We start from the raw sequence: 15,406 nt of genomic DNA, 5'->3' as shown, positions 1-15,406 counted from the left end.
TGGGTGGTCCCGCTTCTCCGGGGGCGCTCCGTGTCGCGGAGTCCGACCGACGCCGTCGCGGCTCAGTGCGCGACGGCCTTTAAGGCGGTCTGGGAGCCGGTGATCCCGCACGGGGCGTACACCGTCTGATCGTGGTCCGGTCAGCTCCGCCATGGGCCCCGCCCGCCGTCGCGTGACCCGGCGGTATCGTCCCTCCCCATGACGGAACCCCGGGCGGCAGCCACTTCGCGCGGCGCCGGGATCGGGGCCGATCTGCATCTGGAGGTGCGCGGGCCCCGGTTGCGGGCCGGGCTGGTGGAGGCGTTGCGGGAGGCCGTGCGGAGTGGGCGGCTGGCGCCGGGGACGCGGTTGCCGTCGTCGCGGGTGCTCGCCGTCGATCTCGGGGTGGCGCGGAACACCGTCGCCGAGGCGTACGCCGAACTCGTCGCGGAGGGAAGGCTCGTCGCGCGTCAGGGGTCGGGGACCCGGGTCGCGCCGCAGTCCGCGCCCGTCGGGCGGGGGGTGCGGCGGGGCGGGCCCGCCGCGCGGGTGCGGGCGGAGCGCGGTGGGCCGAGGCACGATCTGCGGGCGGGGACGCCCGATCTGTCCTCGTTTCCCCGGGCGGAGTGGCTGCGGGCCGCTCGCCGGGCGCTCACGGCCGCGCCGGACGAGGCGTTCGGCTACGGGGACCCCCGGGGCAGGCCCGAGCTGCGGGCCGCGCTCGCCGAGTATCTGGCCCGGACCCGGGGCGTCGTCACGCACCCGGACCGGATTCTGGTCTGCTCCGGCTTCCTGCACGGACTGACGCTGATGGCGAAGGTGCTGCGGGGACGCCGGACACGCTCGGTCGCCGTGGAGTCGCACGGGCTCGACCTGCACTGGGACACCCTGGACGACCACGGTCTGCGCACCCGCCCGCTCGGGCACGACGACCTCGGCACCCGGGTCGACGGCGCCCTGACGGACGGCGCGGGCGCGGTGCTGCTCACCCCCGCGCACCAGTTCCCGCTGGGGCTGCCCCTGCACCCCGACCGCCGGGTCGCCGTCGTCGACTGGGCGCGGCGCACGGGCGGGCTGCTCCTGGAGGACGACTACGACGGCGAGTTCCGCTACGACCGCCGTCCGGTCGGGGCGCTCCAGGGGCTCGACCCCGAACGGGTCGTCTACCTCGGCACGGCGAGCAAGTCCCTCGCCCCGGGGCTGCGGCTGGGCTGGATGGTGCTGCCGGAGCACCTGGTGGACGAGGTGCTGCGGGCCAAGACCACCCGCAGGCGCACGGACTGGGCACTCGGCGCCCCCGACCAGCTCACGCTCGCGGAGTTCCTCGCGTCGGGCGCGTACGACCGCCATGTCCGGGCGGTGCGGCTGCGCTACCGCAGCCGCCGGGACCAGCTCGTCGCGGCGCTGGCCGAACACGCGCCGGACATCCGGGTCAGCGGGATCGCGGCGGGGCTGCACGCCGTGCTGGAACTCCCCCGGGGCACCGAGCCGTCCGTGATCCGGGCGGCGGCCTGGCAGGGGCTCGCGCTGGAGGGGCTGTCCCGCTTCCGGCACCCGGACGCGCCGGACGGCGGGGACGCGCTGGTGGTCGGGTACGGGCGCCCGAGCGACAGCGCCTGGCCGGGCGCGCTGGCGGCGCTCTGCCGGGCGCTGCCCTGACCGCTCCCGGCCCCGCCCATCCCCGGAATCAGAGGCTCCGAGAGGGGTGAATCCCCGCAAAGGGGATGACGGCGGACCGACGGGGAAACGGGCCCCGTACGCCCCACTAGTCTGACGGCCGAACAAGGCATCGATCAACGCATCGATCTTCAGACGGACGGGGGCGGGTGGCTGATGGCACGGCGCAGACTGAGGTCCAGCACGGTGGTGCTCGGCGGTATGGGGGTGCTCGCGCTGACGATCACCTCCTGCGGCTCGGACAAGGAACCCGACCGGCGCTGCGCCGACCCGGTCACCCTGGCCCAGCTCCCCAGCTACGACTGCGACGCCCCCACCGGGACCGGCCGCTACTACTACGGCGGCGACGTCACCGGCGGCACCGTGACGGACGGCAGCTTCGAGAAGGAGAAGGCCGTCGAACGCGGCGGGTTCGGCTGCTCCGGCTCGGGCTCCGGCGGCGGCTGAGCGGTCGGCGCCGTGACACCGGAGACGATGTGACACCGGAGACGACCCGATGAGACGACACACCATCGAGCCCCGGCCGGGCTGGCAGGAGACCGTCGAGGAACAGGGGTGCGTCTACCCCCTCACCCGCCACCCCGACGGCTCGCTGCGGCCCTACTGGGACGAGAGCGCCTACTACACGTTCTCCCTGCCCGAGATCGAGGCGCTGGAGGAGGTCGTCGAGGAGCTGCACGCCATGTGCCTGGCCGCCGCCGCGCACATCGTGGACCGCGACCGCCTCGCCGAGCTGGGGATCACCGATCCCCGGCTCGCCGCGCTGGTCTCCGAGTCCTGGCGGCGGCGGGCCGAGCTGCCCTCGCTCTACGGCCGCTTCGACCTGCGCTACGACGGCACCGGACCGGCCAAACTGCTGGAGTACAACGCCGACACCCCGACCTCGCTGGTCGAGGCGGCGAGCCCGCAGTGGTTCTGGATGGAGGAACGGTTCCCCGGCGCCGACCAGTGGAACTCCCTCCATGAACGGCTCGTCGACGCCTGGCGCCGACAGGCCCCGCTGCTGCCGCCGGGCCCGGTCCACTTCGCCCACACCGACGCGGACGAGCTGGGCGAGGACCTGATGACCGTCGCCTATCTGCGGGAGACCGCCCAGCAGGCCGGACTCGACACCGAGGCGCTGTCGGTGGAACGGATCGGCTGGGACCGGCTCTCCGGGCGCTTCGTCGACGACCGGCTCCGCTTCATCCGCACCTGCTTCAAGCTCTACCCCTGGGAGTGGCTGGCCACGGACCGCTTCGGCCCGCGGGTCCTGGATACCCTCGACAACGGCGGCGGCACCGGGACGACCTGCTGGATCGAGCCCGCCTGGAAGATGCTGCTGTCCAACAAGGCGCTGCTGGCCATCCTCTGGGAGCTGTACCCCGGGCACCCGAATCTGCTCGCCGCCCATCTCGACGGGCCGCGCGGACTCGCGGCCGAGGGCGGCTACGCCGCCAAACCGCTGCTCGGCCGCGAGGGCGCGGGGGTCACCCTGCACCCGCCGGGCGCGCCGCCCGTCCGGCGGGACGAGCCCTGCGTCTACCAGGAGCTGGCCCCGCTGCCCGACTTCGACGGGAACCGGACGGTGCTCGGGGCGTGGGTGGTCGAGGACGAGGCCGCCGGGCTCGGCATCCGGGAGTCCGCCGGGCCGGTCACGGACACCTATGCGCGATTCGTCCCGCATGTGATCCTCTGACCGGCCCCCGGCCCCCGGCCCCCGGCTCACCCGTTGACCGGTCCAGGGCTCATTCCCTGACCGGTCGGCGCTCGCCCCGCCCGGGCTGGTTCGCGGCTCTCGTCCATGGTCCGGTCCACGGCTCACCCCCCGGCCGGTCGGCGGCTCGTCCTCCGGTCGGGGGCCGTGGCTCGTCCCCCGTGCGGTCGGCGGCTCGCCCCCCGGCCGGTCCGCAGGCCGACCGGACTCGCTGAGCGGCCCACGGCCTGACCGGCCCACGGTCCGACCGGGTCCGCCGGGGGCCGCTCGGCCCGTCAGCCCGTCAGCACCGCCCGGAGCTGCGCCAGCCCCCAGTCGAGATCCTTCTCGCTGATCACCAGCGGCGGAGCCAGCCGGATGGTGGCGCCGTGGGTGTCCTTCACCAGGACACCCCGCTCCATCAGCCGCTCCGAGACCTCCCGCCCGGTGCCGAGCCCGGGGGCGATGTCGACCCCGGCCCACAGCCCCCGCCCCCGGACCGCCGTGACGGCGCCGTCCCGGGCGAGCCGCCCCAGCTCCGCGTGCAGCCGCCCGCCCAGCTCGGCCGCGCGCCGCTGGTACTCGCCGGTGCCCAGCATCGCGATCACCTCCAGGGCGACCGCGCAGGCCAACGGGTTGCCCCCGAAGGTCGAGCCGTGTTCGCCGGGGCGGAAGACCCCGAGCACCGCCCGGGAGGAGACCACGGCGGACACCGGCACCACCCCGCCGCCGAGCGCCTTGCCGAGGACATACACGTCCGGGATCACGTCCTCGTGCTCACAGGCGAAGGTCCGCCCGGTGCGGCCCAGACCCGACTGGATCTCGTCCGCGATGAACAGCACGTTCCGTTCCTCGGTCAGCCGCCGGACCCCGGCCAGATACCCGGGCGGCGGAACGAGCACCCCCGCCTCCCCCTGGATCGGCTCCAGCAGCACCGCCACGGTGTTCTCCGCCGTGACCGCCGCGTCCATCGCCGTCAGGTCCCCGTACGGGACGATCTCGAAGCCGGGGGTGTACGGGCCGTAGTCCGCGCGGGCCTCCGGGTCGGTGGAGAAGCTGATGACCGTGGTGGTCCGGCCGTGGAAGTTGTTGGCCGCGACGACGATCTTCGCCATGTTCTCCGGGACGCCCTTGACCCGGTAGCCCCACTTGCGCGCGGTCTTGACGGCCGTCTCCACCGCCTCCGCGCCGGTGTTCATCGGCAGCACCATCTCCATCCCGCACAGCTCCGCCAGCCGGGTGCAGAAGTCGGCGAACCGGTCGTGGTGGAAGGCGCGCGAGGTGAGCGTCACCCGTTCGAGCTGGGCTCTGGCCGCGTCCAGCAGCCTGCGGTTGCCGTGCCCGAAGTTCAGCGCCGAGTAACCGGCGAGCATGTCGAGGAAGCGGCGCCCCTCGACATCCGTCATCCAGGCGCCCTCCGCCGACGCGACGACGACGGGCAGCGGATGGTAGTTGTGCGCGCTGTGGGACTCGGCCGCGGCGATGCCGCTCGCCGTCGCGGACGACACGGACTCTGCTACGGGCTCCGGTGCAGACACGGGCTCTCCTCATCTCGTCGAGACAGGGTGTCCGGCGCGGGGCGGGGTCACCGCCCCGTGGTGCTGCCGCAGGGACGGGGTGCCGACCCTGTGGTTCTATCGTCGCTCGCCCGCCCGGCGCGGAAACCTCGCGGCACGGCGAGCTGCGACAAGCCCTAAGGTGGGAGTACGCAGGGCGACTGGCGTACGCGGAATGGACCGCGGGGGAGCCGTGCGCGCGGGAACGAGAACGAGGCGCCGACCGCCTGGGCGCCCCGGGCAGCCCTGTCGTCATCAGGAACCCGGAGAAACGCCATGACCTCCCCCTCCGCGGAGCAGCAGCCCTTCCGCCCCGAACACCCCGCGCTCACCGCCGCCGACCCGGAGCTGGCCGCGCTGATCCGGGCCGAGGAACAGCTCCAGGCCGAGACCCTGCGGCTGATCCCCAGCGAGAACTACGTCTCCCGCGCCGTCCTGGAGGCGTCCGGCACCGTCCTCCAGAACAAGTACAGCGAGGGCTACCCCGGCCGCCGCTACTACGAGGGCCAGCAGAACATCGACCAGGTCGAACGGCTCGCCGCCGAGCGCGCCCGCGCCGTCTTCGGCGTCGACCACGCCAATGTCCAGCCCTACTCCGGCTCCCCGGCCAACCTCGCGGTCTACCTCGCCTTCGCCGAGCCCGGCGACACCGTGATGGGCATGGCCCTGCCCATGGGCGGGCATCTGACCCACGGCTGGGGCGTCTCGGCCACCGGCACCTGGTTCCGGGGCGTGCAGTACGGCGTCCACCGGGACACCGGGCTGATCGACCTCGACCAGGTCCGTGAGCTGGCCCTCAAGGAACGGCCCACGATCCTCTTCTGTGGTGGCACGGCGCTGCCCCGCACGATCGACTTCGCCGCCTTCGCGGAGATCGCCCGCGAGTCCGGCGCGGTCCTCGTCGCCGACATCGCCCATATCGCCGGACTGATCGCGGGCGGCGCCCACCCCTCACCGGTGCCGTACGCCGACGTGATCTCCACGACCACGCACAAGACGCTGCGCGGCCCGCGCGGGGCGATGCTGATGTGCCGCGAGGAGCACGCCAAGGCCATCGACAAGGCGGTCTTCCCCGGGCTCCAGGGAGGTCCGCACAACCAGACCACCGCCGCCATCGCGGTCGCCCTCCACGAGGCCGCCCAGCCCGCCTTCCGCGACTACGCGCACGCCGTCGTCGCCAACGCCCGCGCCCTCGCCGATGCCCTGCTCGCCCGGGGCTTCGACCTGGTCTCCGGCGGTACGGACAACCACCTCGTCCTGATCGACCTCACCTCCAGGGACGTCCCCGGCAAGACCGCCGCCAAGGCCCTGGACCGGGCGGGCGTCGTCGTCAACTACAACACCGTCCCCTACGACACCCGCAAGCCCTTCGACCCGTCCGGCATCCGGATCGGCACCCCGTCGCTCACCTCGCGCGGACTGGGCACCGGGCAGATGGCCACCGTCGCCGACTGGATCGACCGGGGTGTGACGGCGGCCCGGACGGGCGACGAGGACGCCCTCGCCGTCATCCGCGCCGAGGTCGCCGAGGTGATGGCCGCCCACCCGGCCCCCGGCCTCGCGATCTGACCGGCCCGGCCGGTCCGGTCGATCTGACCGGTCAGATCCATCCGGTCCATCCGGTCCATCCGGTCCATCCGGCCGTTCCGGTCCGCAGGGCCCGCCGCCCCGGCCGCCGCGCCCCCGTCCCCGCACCGGGGCGGGGGGCGGCCCGGGGCAGCGAACCGGGAGCCGTTCCCCACCTGAGACAATGAAGGACATGGCCCAAGATCACCCGCTCGCCACCGGTGCACGCCCCCGGGCTCTCTCCGGTATCCAGCCCACCGCCGGCTCGTTCCACCTGGGGAACTACCTCGGAGCGATCCGCCAGTACGTGGCACTCCAGGAGACCCACGACGCGTTCTACATGGTCGTCGACCTGCACGCGATCACGGTCCCGCAGGACCCCGCGGAGCTGCGCGCCAACACCCGGCTCGCGGCGGCCCAGCTCCTCGCCGCCGGTCTGGACCCCGACCGCTGCACCCTCTTCATCCAGAGCCACGTCCCCGAGCACGCGCAGCTCGGATGGGTCATGAACTGCCTCACCGGCTTCGGCGAGGCGTCCCGGATGACGCAGTTCAAGGACAAGTCGGCCAAGCAGGGTGCCGACCGGGCCACCGTCGGGCTCTTCACCTACCCGGTGCTCCAGGTCGCGGACATCCTCCTCTACCAGGCCGACGCGGTCCCGGTGGGCGAGGACCAGCGCCAGCACATCGAGCTGACCCGTGATCTCGCCGAGCGTTTCAACACCCGCTTCGGCGACACCTTCAGCGTGCCCGCGCCGCACATCGTCAAGGAGGTCGCGAAGATCTACGACCTCCAGGACCCGGCGGTCAAGATGAGCAAGTCGGCGTCCACGCCCAAGGGCCTGATCAACCTGCTCGACGAGCCGAAGGCGACCGCGAAGAAGGTCAAGAGCGCCGTCACCGACACCGACACGGTGATCCGCTTCGACCCGGTCGAGAAGCCCGGCGTCAGCAATCTGCTCACCATCTACTCCACCCTCACCGGCCGGACCGTCGCCGAGCTGGAGAAGGAGTACGAGGGCAAGATGTACGGGGCGCTCAAGACCGACCTGGCCGAGGTGATGGTGGAGTTCGTCACCCCGTTCCGCACCCGGACGCAGGAGTTCCTGGACGACCCCGCCGCCCTGGACGCGATCCTCGCCCAGGGCGCGCACAAGGCCCGTGCCGTGGCCGCGAAGACGCTGGCGGCCGCGTACGACCGGATCGGCTTCCTGCCCGCGAAGGGCTGAGCCCCGCCGGGCCGGGGAGCGGGGGAGGACCGGTCGGGACCTCCCCCCTGTGTCCAACGCCTCTGGCCACATGTGCCGTACAGCCGCCACACTGGCGGCTGTACGACCACCACCCGATGGTGACCACCCCTCCATGGGCCCGTCCACGCCCATCGGACGACTGAAGGAGAACGACGTGGGGACCGTAACGCTCGGCGTTTCGATCGCGGTCCCGGAGCCCTATGGCTGCCTGCTCCAGGAGCGGCGCGCGGGCTTCGGAGATCCCGCCGCCCACGGGATTCCCACCCATGTCACCCTGCTGCCGCCGACCGAGGCCGACCCCGCGCTGCTGCCCGCCGTCGAGGCGCATCTGACCGGGGTGGCGGCGCGCACGCGGGCGTTCCCCATGCGACTGGCGGGCACCGGCACCTTCCGGCCCGTCTCACCGGTCGTCTTCGTCAACGTGGTGGAGGGCGGGGCCGCCTGCTCCCGGCTCCAGAAGCGGATCCGGGGCGCCTCAGGGCCGCTGGCGCGGGAGCTTCCGTTCTCGTACCACCCGCATGTCACCGTCGCGCACGCCATCGCCGACGAGGCCATGGACCGGGCGTACACGGAGCTGTCCGGCTTCGAGGCCGGGTGGACGTGCGCCTCGTTCGCGCTGTACGAGCAGGGCGCGGACGGCGTCTGGCGCAAGCTGCGGGAGTACGCGTTCGGCGGGGGCGTCGGCTCCGTACCGGCGCAGGGCTCGCCCCTGGACGACGCGGTCGGCGCCATCGGGGTGATCGCTCCGGGCGCTCCGGCCGCCCCGGTGGAGACGGCCGTCACGCCCTCGACCTCCTGAGCCCCGCGACTTTCTGGGGCCCTTCGACTTCCTGAGCCCTTGGCCTTCTGAGCCCGGGGCCCGGTCCGTTCCTGGCCCGGGTCAGATGTCCAGCCTGCGGAAGAGCGCGCGCGGCACATGGCGCAGCGCCGCCATCACCACCCGCAGCGCCCCCGGCACCCACACCACCTCCGAGCGGCGGCGCAGCCCCCGTTCCACCGCGAGGGCCACCTCCTCCGGGGTGGTGGCGAGCGGCGCCTCGGGCAGCCCCGCCGTCATCCGGGTCCGCACAAAACCGGGACGTACCACCATCACATGGACCCCGGTCCCGTACAGCGCGTCCCCCAGCCCCTGGGCGAAGGCGTCCAGCCCCGCCTTGCTGGAGCCGTAGATGAAGTTGGTGCGGCGGGCCCGTTCGCCCGCCACCGAGGAGAGCACCACCAGGGAGCCGTGGCCCTGGTTCTGGAGCGCGCCCGCGCAGACGAGCCCGGCCGAGACGGCGCCGGTGTAGTTGGTCTGCGCGACCCGGACGGCGGCGGGCGGGTCGCCCTCGTCGTTGGCCTGGTCGCCCAGGACACCGAAGGCGAGCAGCACCATGTCGAGGTCGCCCTCCGTGAAGACCTTCCCCAGCACCTCCTCGTGGCGCTCCGGGTCGAGCGCGTCGAAGTCGACCGTCCGGACGTCCGCGCCCAGCGCGCGCAGCCCCGCCGCCGCGCCGTCCAGATCGGGCGAGGGCCGTCCGGCGAGCCAGACCGTACGGGTGCGGCGGGCGATCAGCCGCCGGGCGACGGCCAGGCCGATCTCGGAGGTACCGCCGAGAACGAGCAGGGACTGCGGGGTGCCGAAGGCGTCCTTCATGGCTGCTGCTCCTTGAGCGCGCTGCGGATCGGAGAGGTCGTCGGAGGGGTCCTCGGAGGGGGGCCTCACAAGGCGGGGCGTCAGAGGGCGAGGCGGCGGGAGAGGTCCGAGGTGAAGACACGGTGGGGGTCCAGCGCCGCCCGCAGCGCCCGGAAGTCGTCCAGCCGGGGGTACATCGCGGCGAGGAGTTCCGGCCGCAGCCGGGAGTCCTTCGCCAGATAGACGCGCCCGCCCGCCGCCGCGACCTCCTCGTCCAGTTCGTCCAGGAACGCCCCCAGGCCGGGCAGTCCGGCGGGGATGTCCAGCGCCAGTGTCCAGCCGGGCAGCGGGAAGGAGAGCCACCCCGGGTCGCCCTCGCCGAACCGTTTGAGGACGGCGAGGAACGAGGGGCAGCGGTGCTCCGCGATCCGCTCCACGATCCGGCGCAGGGTCTCCTCCCGGCCGTGGGCGACCACGAACTGGTACTGGACGAAGCCGTCGCGCCCGTAGAGGCGGTTCCAGTGCGGCACGGCGTCCAGCGGATGGAAGAACGAGGTCAGGGGCTGGAGCCTGCCGGTGCGGGAGCGGGGCGCGGCCCGGTACCAGAGCGCGTTGAAGAGCCCCACCGCGGCGGGGGTCAGCAGCCCCCGGGGGACGAACGGCGGCGGCGCGGGCAGCCGCCCCGGCCGGAACGCCAGCGGGCGGCGGCGGGCGCGCGCGTCCAGCGCGTCCAGGGGCGCGTGCTCCCCCCGGCTGAGGACCGCGCGCCCCAGTGAGCGGCCCCGGGCGAGCAGATCGATCCAGGCGACCGAGTAGCGGTAGCGGTGGTCGGTGGCGACGAGCCTGCTCATCAGCTCGTCCAGGTCGGGGGCGCGTTCGGTGTCGACCGTCATGAACGAGGTCTCCACCCGGTGCAGCCGGATCACCGCCGAGAGGATCACCCCGGTGAGCCCCATGCCGCCGGTGGTCGCGTCGAACAGCCCGGTGCCGGGGACGAGGGTGTGGACCCCGCCGTCGGCGGTGAGCAGGTCGAGGCTGCGGACATGGCGTGAGAAGGCGCCGCTGACATGGTGGTTCTTGCCGTGGATATCGGCCGCGAGGGCGCCGCCGACGGTGATGTGCCGGGTGCCGGGGGTCACGGGGACGAACCAGCCGAGCGGGAGCAGCACCTCCATGAGGCGGTGGAGGCTCACCCCGGCGTCGCAGTCGACCGTTCCGGCGGCGGTGTCGAGGGAGCGGACGCGGTGCAGCCCGGTCATGTCGAGGACCGTTCCGCCCGCGTTCTGCGCGGCGTCGCCGTAGGCCCGGCCGAGCCCCCGGGCGATGCCGCCGCGCGCGCCCCAGGCGCGTACGGCGTCGGCGGCCTCCTCGGGGGAGCGGGGACGGACCACCGAGGCCGTGGTGGGGGCGGTACGGCCCCAGCCGGAGACGGTGACGAAGGGGTCGCCGGGGTCCGCCGGGGGGAGATCGACGGGGCCGGGACGGGGGTCGGCAACAGACATAGATGTGACCGTATCGCCGCTTATGCCCACATTTTTGGAGTGCCCAGCGGACTCGCCGAAATGGGTGATTAAACGAGTGTCTTCAAAGAATGGCGTGAAATGTCGGCTGCGGGCCCAGAAGAGTCGGGCCGGGCTCTTCCGGCGTCGACGAGGACCGGCCGGGGGCCGGAGCGGAAGAGCGAAGAGGGACACAGCCGACGGCGACGGACCGACGACGGACCGACGAAGGACCGACGAAGGACCGACGCGGACGGCGGCGGATCGACGCGGACGAAGGGGCGGTTGATGCGGTACGAGGAGTGGGCGGCGGCCGACCGGGAACTCCTGGCGCTGACGGTACGCGGCGGGGCCGGTCTGCCGGGGGTCACGGCGGCGGCCCGGGGGCTGTCCCGGGCGGGCGAGCACGGTGGCCTCTGGCTCGCCGCCGGTCTCGCGGGCGCGGCGGCGGACCGCGCCCGGCGCCCGGCCTGGCTGCGGGCCACGGCCGTGGTGGGGCTGGCCCATGTGGCGAGCGTGGGGGTGAAGTACCTGGTCAGACGGGAGAGACCGAGCGGGGTTGAACCCGCCCCGGCGCGGAGTGGGCAGCGGGCCCGCACCGGGGCGGGAGCCGGGACGGGAAGCGGGCAGGAGGCCGGGCAGCGGAGTGGGACGGGGGGCGGGCAGGAGTTCTGGCAGAGCAGCGGAACGGGAAGCGGGCAGGAGGCGGCCCTGGCGCGGAGTGGGCAGCGGGCCGGGCCGGGGGCCGGGGCCGGCGGGACCTGGCCTGCCGCAGAGGTCTTCGGCCCGTACTCCTTCCCCAGCGCGCACGCCACCTCCGCGTCCGCCGCCGCCGTGGCCTTCGGCGCCCTGCTGCCCGCGCCCCTCGGCGCCGCCGCCCTGACCTCGCTCGCCGCCGCGATGTGCCTGTCCCGGCTGGTCGTCGGCGTCCACTACCCGACCGACATCGCCGCCGGGGCCGCGCTCGGAGCCCTCGCCGCCCACTGGGGGACCCGCCGCCCGCCCGGCCGGCGGAGCGGGGTCGGGGCCGGGGCCGGAAGGGGCCCGGCGTGAGCGAGCGCGGCACCGTTCTCCTCGATCTCCCCGACCGCCCCGGACGGCGGCGCTCCGGGCCCTTCGCGCGGCCCCGGGCGAGGACCCTGGCCACCGGACTGCTCCGCACCGCCCGCCCCCGCCAATGGGTCAAGAACCTCCTGGTCGCGGCGGCCCCCGCAGCCGCCGGCGAACTGGACTCCCTCCACAACACCACCCACCTGGCCCTCGTCTTCGTCCTCTTCACCGCCGCCGCCTGCGCCGTCTACCTCGTCAACGACGCCCGTGACGCCGAGGCGGACCGCGCCCACCCGGTGAAGCGCCGCCGCCCGGTCGCCGCGGGAGAGGTGCCCGCCCCGCTCGCCTACACCGTCGGCGCGCTGCTCGCCGTCCTCGCCGTCGCGGGCGCGGCGGCCCTGTGCAACGCCCTGACCGGCGCCCTGCTCACCGCGTACCTCTCGATGCAGTTCGCGTACTGCCTCTGGCTCAAACATGTCCTGGTCGTCGACATGGCCGTGGTCACCACCGGGTTTCTGATGCGGGCGACGACCGGCGGGGTCGCGCTCGGTATCCCGCTCTCCCGCTGGTTCCTCATCACCACCGGGTTCGGCGCGCTCTTCATGGTGGCGGCGAAACGGTACTCCGAGGCCGTGCAGCTCGCGGGCGACAAGGGCGCGACCCGGGCCCTGCTCACCGAGTACACCACCGGCTATCTGCGGTTCGTCTGGCAGCTCGCCGCCGGGGTCGCCGTCCTCGGCTACTGCCTCTGGGCCCTGGAGTCCGACGGCGGACCGGGCTCCGGGGGCGGGGCCTCGCTGCTGCCCTGGCGGCAGCTCTCCATGATCGCGTTCATCCTCGCCGTGCTCCGCTACGCCGTCTTCGCCGACCGGGGGACGGCGGGCGAACCCGAGGAGGTGGTGCTGCGGGACCGGGCGCTCGCCGTGATCGGGCTGGTGTGGGCGGCGATGTACGCGTGCGCCGTCGCGGGTCTGTGACGCCCGGGTCCGCGGTGCCCGGGTCCGCGATGCCCGGGTCTGTGACGCCCGGGTCTGCGGTGCTTGGGTATGTGGTGCTCGGGTTTGTGGCGCCCGCGTCCGGGGCGGTCGCGTCCGGGATGCTCGCGTCCGGTGTGTCCCGGGCGGTCGCGGCGCTGTGCGGAACCTCCGCTTCCGGCGGTCGGTGAACCACGGCCACGGCTGGGTAGGCGTACCGCATGGACTGGATGGAGAAGGTGCCGGGACTGGCCCGGCTGACGCGGACCCACGCCTGGCGCAGCTATCTGACGCTGGAGCGCGCGCACTGGGCGCGACTGGCCGCCGCCATCACCTTCCTGAGCTTTCTCGCCCTCTTCCCGCTGCTCACCGTGGCGGCCGCGGTGGCCGCCGCCCTCATCGGCGCGGACCGCGCCGGCCGGTTGGAGGCGCGGATCAGCGAGCAGGTGCCCGGGATCTCCGACCAGCTCGACTTCGGCTCACTGGTGGCCAACGCGGGTACCGTCGGCCTGGTCGCGGGCGCCTTCCTGCTCGTCACCGGGATCGGCTGGATCGGCTCGATGCGGGACTGCCTGCGGGCCGTGTGGGGCCTCGACGACGAGGACCGGGGGAACTTCCTGCTCCGCAAGGCCAAGGACACGGGCGTACTCCTCGGCCTCGGCGCCACCGCGCTGGTCTCGCTCGCCGCGTCCGCGCTCGGCACCTCGGCCGTCGGCTGGGGCGCGGAGCGGCTGGGCGTCGAACGCGGCGGGGCCGGGGGCGTCCTCCTCGCGGTCGCGGCCATCGCCATCGCCGTCGTCGCCGACTTCCTGATGCTGCTCTATCTGCTCACCCTGCTGCCCGGGGTGCGGCCGGGCCGCCGTCCGCTGCTGGTGGCCGCACTGCTCGGCGCGATCGGGTTCGAGCTGCTGAAACTGCTGCTCAGCGGCTATATGCAGCAGGTCGCGGCCAAGAGCCTCTACGGGGCCTTCGGGGTGCCGGTCGCCCTGCTGCTGTGGATCAACTTCACGGCGAAGCTGCTGCTGTACTGCGCCGCGTGGACGGCGACACCCGGCAACGGCAGCGACCCCGTTCCCGACCCCGCTCCCGACTCCGACTCCGGCCCCGTCCCCGGCCCCGTTCCCGACTCCGGCTCCGTTGTCGGCGACGGGGGTGCCGCCCCGGGCCCGGACGGGCTCAGCTCCGGCGGGAGGGCCAGCGGCGGTTGACCACGAACACCCCGGCCGCGAGCGCGATCAGTACCCCGCCCGCGACCGCGAGGGCGGTACCCACGCCCCCGGAGGGCTCCTGGGCGCGGGTCGCCGAGGCGGCGGCAGCGGCGGCGGGGCCGGGCGTCGCGGACGCGGTCCCGCTCGGCCCGTTGGACGGGCCCGCCGCCATCGTGTCGTCGAGGGCGGCCGACTTCGGCGGCACCAGCTCGCCCACCGGGGTGACCTTGCCCGCCGCCGCGAAGCCCCAGTCGAGCAGCCGCTCGGTCTCCTTGTAGACGGCGTTGTTCTCCTCGGACTCCGGGTTCATCACCGTCACCAGCAGGACCCGCCCACCGCGCTCGGCGACACCGGTGAAGGTCGCGCCCGCGTGCGTGGTGCTCCCGTTCTTGACGCCCGCGAGCCCCTTGTACGGGTCGAGGCCGAAGTCCCCCGTCAGCAGCCGGTTGGTGGTCACGATCTGCCCCTTGCCGGGGAAGTCCGCCGTCATCGTCGCGCTGTACTCGCGGAAGTCCTTCTTCTGGAGACCGCTGCGGGCGATCAGGGTGAGGTCGTACGCGGAGGAGACCTGCCCCGCGGCGTCGTAGCCGTCGGGGGAGACGACCTGGGTGTCCAGTGCCTGAAGCTCCTCGGCGTGCGCCTGCATGTCCTGGACGGTCTTGTCGATGCCGCCGTTCAGCGCGGACAGCACATGGACGGCGTCGTTGCCCGAGCGCAGGAAGACCCCCAGCCACAGATCGTGGATGGAGTACGTCATGTCCTCCTCCACCCCGACCACACTGCTGTTCAGGCCCACGTCCGCCAGTTCGTCGGCGGACACCTTGTGGGTCGTGGCCTTCGGCAGCTTGGGCAGCAGGGTGTCCGCGAAGAGCATCTTCAGGGTGGAGGCCGGGGCGAGCCGCCAGTGCGGGTTGTGCGCGGCCAGCACCTCGCCGCTCTCGGCGTCGGCCACGACCCAGGAGCGGGCGGTCAGATCCTTGGGCAGGACGGGGGCGCCGGTGCCCAGGCTGACCTGAGTGCCCGCCACGCCCAGCCGGGCCCCGCCGACCGTGGACATGACCGCCGGGGGGTCGGGGTGCTTCCGGGCCGTTGTGGCGCTGTTCTTCCCCTGCGGCTTGTCGTCGTGGGTGTCCGCGAAGGCGGGGGCGCCCCCCAGGGCGGGAAGGAGCGAGGCGGCGGCGACCACCAGCGCGGCCTTCCGCGCGGTGGTCCGCACGGTCGTCCTCACGCGGTTCCTCGTGCTCTTCTTCAGGGTGCTCTTCACGACAGACACGCAGGTGAAAGTACAGGGAAAGAAAGAAAATATGTTTATCGGGTTCGGGACTCGCCGGGGGGACCGCTGAGTCAGCCCACCGGCG

The 15,406-nt window shown here is 73.7% G+C and carries 13 protein-coding genes and 1 riboswitch; of the genes, 9 read left to right on the top strand and 4 right to left on the bottom strand.

Annotation, left to right across the window (positions count from 1 at the left end; all coding sequences use genetic code 11):
- Positions 1-198 precede the first annotated feature (198 nt).
- The 3 genes from pdxR to CRV15_RS09695 all read left to right on the top strand — a co-directional run bounded on the left by pdxR (position 199) and on the right by CRV15_RS09695 (position 3,334).
- The gene (pdxR, locus tag CRV15_RS09705) at positions 199-1,638 is read left to right on the top strand and encodes a MocR-like pyridoxine biosynthesis transcription factor PdxR (protein ID WP_003958609.1); all 1,440 of its coding nucleotides are present in this window, start codon (positions 199-201) and stop codon (positions 1,636-1,638) included.
- Between the two features lie 174 nt (positions 1,639-1,812).
- The gene (locus CRV15_RS09700) at positions 1,813-2,103 is read left to right on the top strand and encodes a hypothetical protein (protein ID WP_003958607.1); all 291 of its coding nucleotides are present in this window, start codon (positions 1,813-1,815) and stop codon (positions 2,101-2,103) included.
- Between the two features lie 49 nt (positions 2,104-2,152).
- Positions 2,153-3,334 (top strand): glutathionylspermidine synthase family protein, encoded by a 1,182-nt coding sequence (locus CRV15_RS09695; protein ID WP_003958605.1) that lies wholly within the window; start codon positions 2,153-2,155, stop codon positions 3,332-3,334.
- A 293-nt stretch (positions 3,335-3,627) separates the two neighbouring features.
- Here the strand turns inward: CRV15_RS09695 and rocD are convergent, their stop codons facing one another.
- Positions 3,628-4,839 carry an ornithine--oxo-acid transaminase gene (gene rocD, locus CRV15_RS09690; RefSeq protein WP_003958604.1) on the bottom strand — a complete coding sequence of 404 codons (1,212 nt, stop codon included), beginning with the start codon at positions 4,837-4,839 and terminating at the stop codon, positions 3,628-3,630.
- Between the two features lie 195 nt (positions 4,840-5,034).
- A riboswitch (ZMP/ZTP riboswitch) is annotated at positions 5,035-5,127 on the top strand.
- Between the two features lie 36 nt (positions 5,128-5,163).
- Between rocD and CRV15_RS09685 the strand changes: the two genes are divergently transcribed.
- From CRV15_RS09685 to CRV15_RS09675, 3 genes are all read left to right on the top strand, one after another.
- Positions 5,164-6,456 carry a serine hydroxymethyltransferase gene (locus tag CRV15_RS09685; protein ID WP_003958603.1) on the top strand — a complete coding sequence of 431 codons (1,293 nt, stop codon included), beginning with the start codon at positions 5,164-5,166 and terminating at the stop codon, positions 6,454-6,456.
- 181 nt (positions 6,457-6,637) lie between these two features.
- Complete coding sequence (gene trpS, locus CRV15_RS09680) at positions 6,638-7,681, top strand: tryptophan--tRNA ligase (RefSeq protein WP_003961567.1); 1,044 nt, start codon at positions 6,638-6,640, stop codon at positions 7,679-7,681.
- A 175-nt stretch (positions 7,682-7,856) separates the two neighbouring features.
- Positions 7,857-8,501 (top strand): 2'-5' RNA ligase family protein, encoded by a 645-nt coding sequence (locus tag CRV15_RS09675; protein WP_003958601.1) that lies wholly within the window; start codon positions 7,857-7,859, stop codon positions 8,499-8,501.
- 81 nt (positions 8,502-8,582) lie between these two features.
- Here CRV15_RS09675 and dprE2 read toward each other — a convergent pair whose 3' ends face one another.
- Both dprE2 and dprE1 read right to left on the bottom strand, forming a co-directional pair.
- A complete protein-coding gene (gene dprE2, locus CRV15_RS09670) occupies positions 8,583-9,338 on the bottom strand; it encodes a decaprenylphospho-beta-D-erythro-pentofuranosid-2-ulose 2-reductase (protein ID WP_003961569.1) in 756 nt (251 codons plus the stop codon).
- A gap of 80 nt (positions 9,339-9,418) precedes the next feature.
- Positions 9,419-10,819: a decaprenylphosphoryl-beta-D-ribose oxidase gene (gene dprE1, locus CRV15_RS09665; RefSeq protein ID WP_003961570.1), complete on the bottom strand. Its 1,401-nt coding sequence runs from the start codon at positions 10,817-10,819 to the stop codon at positions 9,419-9,421.
- A gap of 285 nt (positions 10,820-11,104) precedes the next feature.
- Here dprE1 and CRV15_RS09660 point away from each other — a divergent pair, with 285 nt between their 5' ends.
- The 3 genes from CRV15_RS09660 (at position 11,105) to CRV15_RS09650 (ending at position 14,048) form a co-directional block, all read left to right on the top strand.
- On the top strand, positions 11,105-11,869 hold the full coding sequence (locus CRV15_RS09660) for a phosphatase PAP2 family protein (RefSeq protein WP_009997356.1): 765 nt from the start codon (positions 11,105-11,107) through the stop codon (positions 11,867-11,869).
- Positions 11,866-12,843, top strand: a complete 978-nt coding sequence (locus tag CRV15_RS09655) for a decaprenyl-phosphate phosphoribosyltransferase (RefSeq protein ID WP_003961572.1) — start codon at positions 11,866-11,868, stop codon at positions 12,841-12,843. The genes CRV15_RS09660 and CRV15_RS09655 overlap by 4 nt, the downstream gene beginning before the upstream one ends.
- 218 nt (positions 12,844-13,061) lie before the next feature.
- Positions 13,062-14,048 carry a YihY/virulence factor BrkB family protein gene (locus tag CRV15_RS09650; RefSeq protein WP_003961573.1) on the top strand — a complete coding sequence of 329 codons (987 nt, stop codon included), beginning with the start codon at positions 13,062-13,064 and terminating at the stop codon, positions 14,046-14,048.
- Here CRV15_RS09650 and CRV15_RS09645 read toward each other — a convergent pair.
- Entirely contained in the window at positions 14,017-15,276 is a 1,260-nt protein-coding gene (locus tag CRV15_RS09645; RefSeq protein WP_231406013.1) for a D-alanyl-D-alanine carboxypeptidase family protein, read from the bottom strand. The two genes, CRV15_RS09650 and CRV15_RS09645, sit on opposite strands and share 32 nt — an antisense overlap.
- Between the last annotated feature and the right edge of the window lie 130 nt (positions 15,277-15,406).

It is taken from the genome of Streptomyces clavuligerus, assembly GCF_005519465.1.
GTDB lineage: Bacteria > Actinomycetota > Actinomycetes > Streptomycetales > Streptomycetaceae > Streptomyces > Streptomyces clavuligerus.
Note: the sequence above shows the minus strand (reverse complement) of the source record. Positions and strands in the feature narration are given on the sequence as shown.

Bases quoted from the DNA above. Each gene is read 5' to 3' on its own strand.
- pdxR (WP_003958609.1), top strand. From the start codon at position 199: ATGACGGAACCCCGGGCGGCAGCCACTTCGCGCGGCGCCGGGATCGGG.
- dprE1 (WP_003961570.1), bottom strand. From the start codon at position 10,819: ATGTCTGTTGCCGACCCCCGTCCCGGCCCCGTCGATCTCCCCCCGGCG.
- CRV15_RS09660 (WP_009997356.1), top strand. From the start codon at position 11,105: ATGCGGTACGAGGAGTGGGCGGCGGCCGACCGGGAACTCCTGGCGCTG.
- CRV15_RS09650 (WP_003961573.1), top strand. From the start codon at position 13,062: ATGGACTGGATGGAGAAGGTGCCGGGACTGGCCCGGCTGACGCGGACC.
- dprE2 (WP_003961569.1), bottom strand. From the start codon at position 9,338: ATGAAGGACGCCTTCGGCACCCCGCAGTCCCTGCTCGTTCTCGGCGGT.
- CRV15_RS09685 (WP_003958603.1), top strand. From the start codon at position 5,164: ATGACCTCCCCCTCCGCGGAGCAGCAGCCCTTCCGCCCCGAACACCCC.
- CRV15_RS09700 (WP_003958607.1), top strand. From the start codon at position 1,813: ATGGCACGGCGCAGACTGAGGTCCAGCACGGTGGTGCTCGGCGGTATG.
- CRV15_RS09695 (WP_003958605.1), top strand. From the start codon at position 2,153: ATGAGACGACACACCATCGAGCCCCGGCCGGGCTGGCAGGAGACCGTC.
- trpS (WP_003961567.1), top strand. From the start codon at position 6,638: ATGAAGGACATGGCCCAAGATCACCCGCTCGCCACCGGTGCACGCCCC.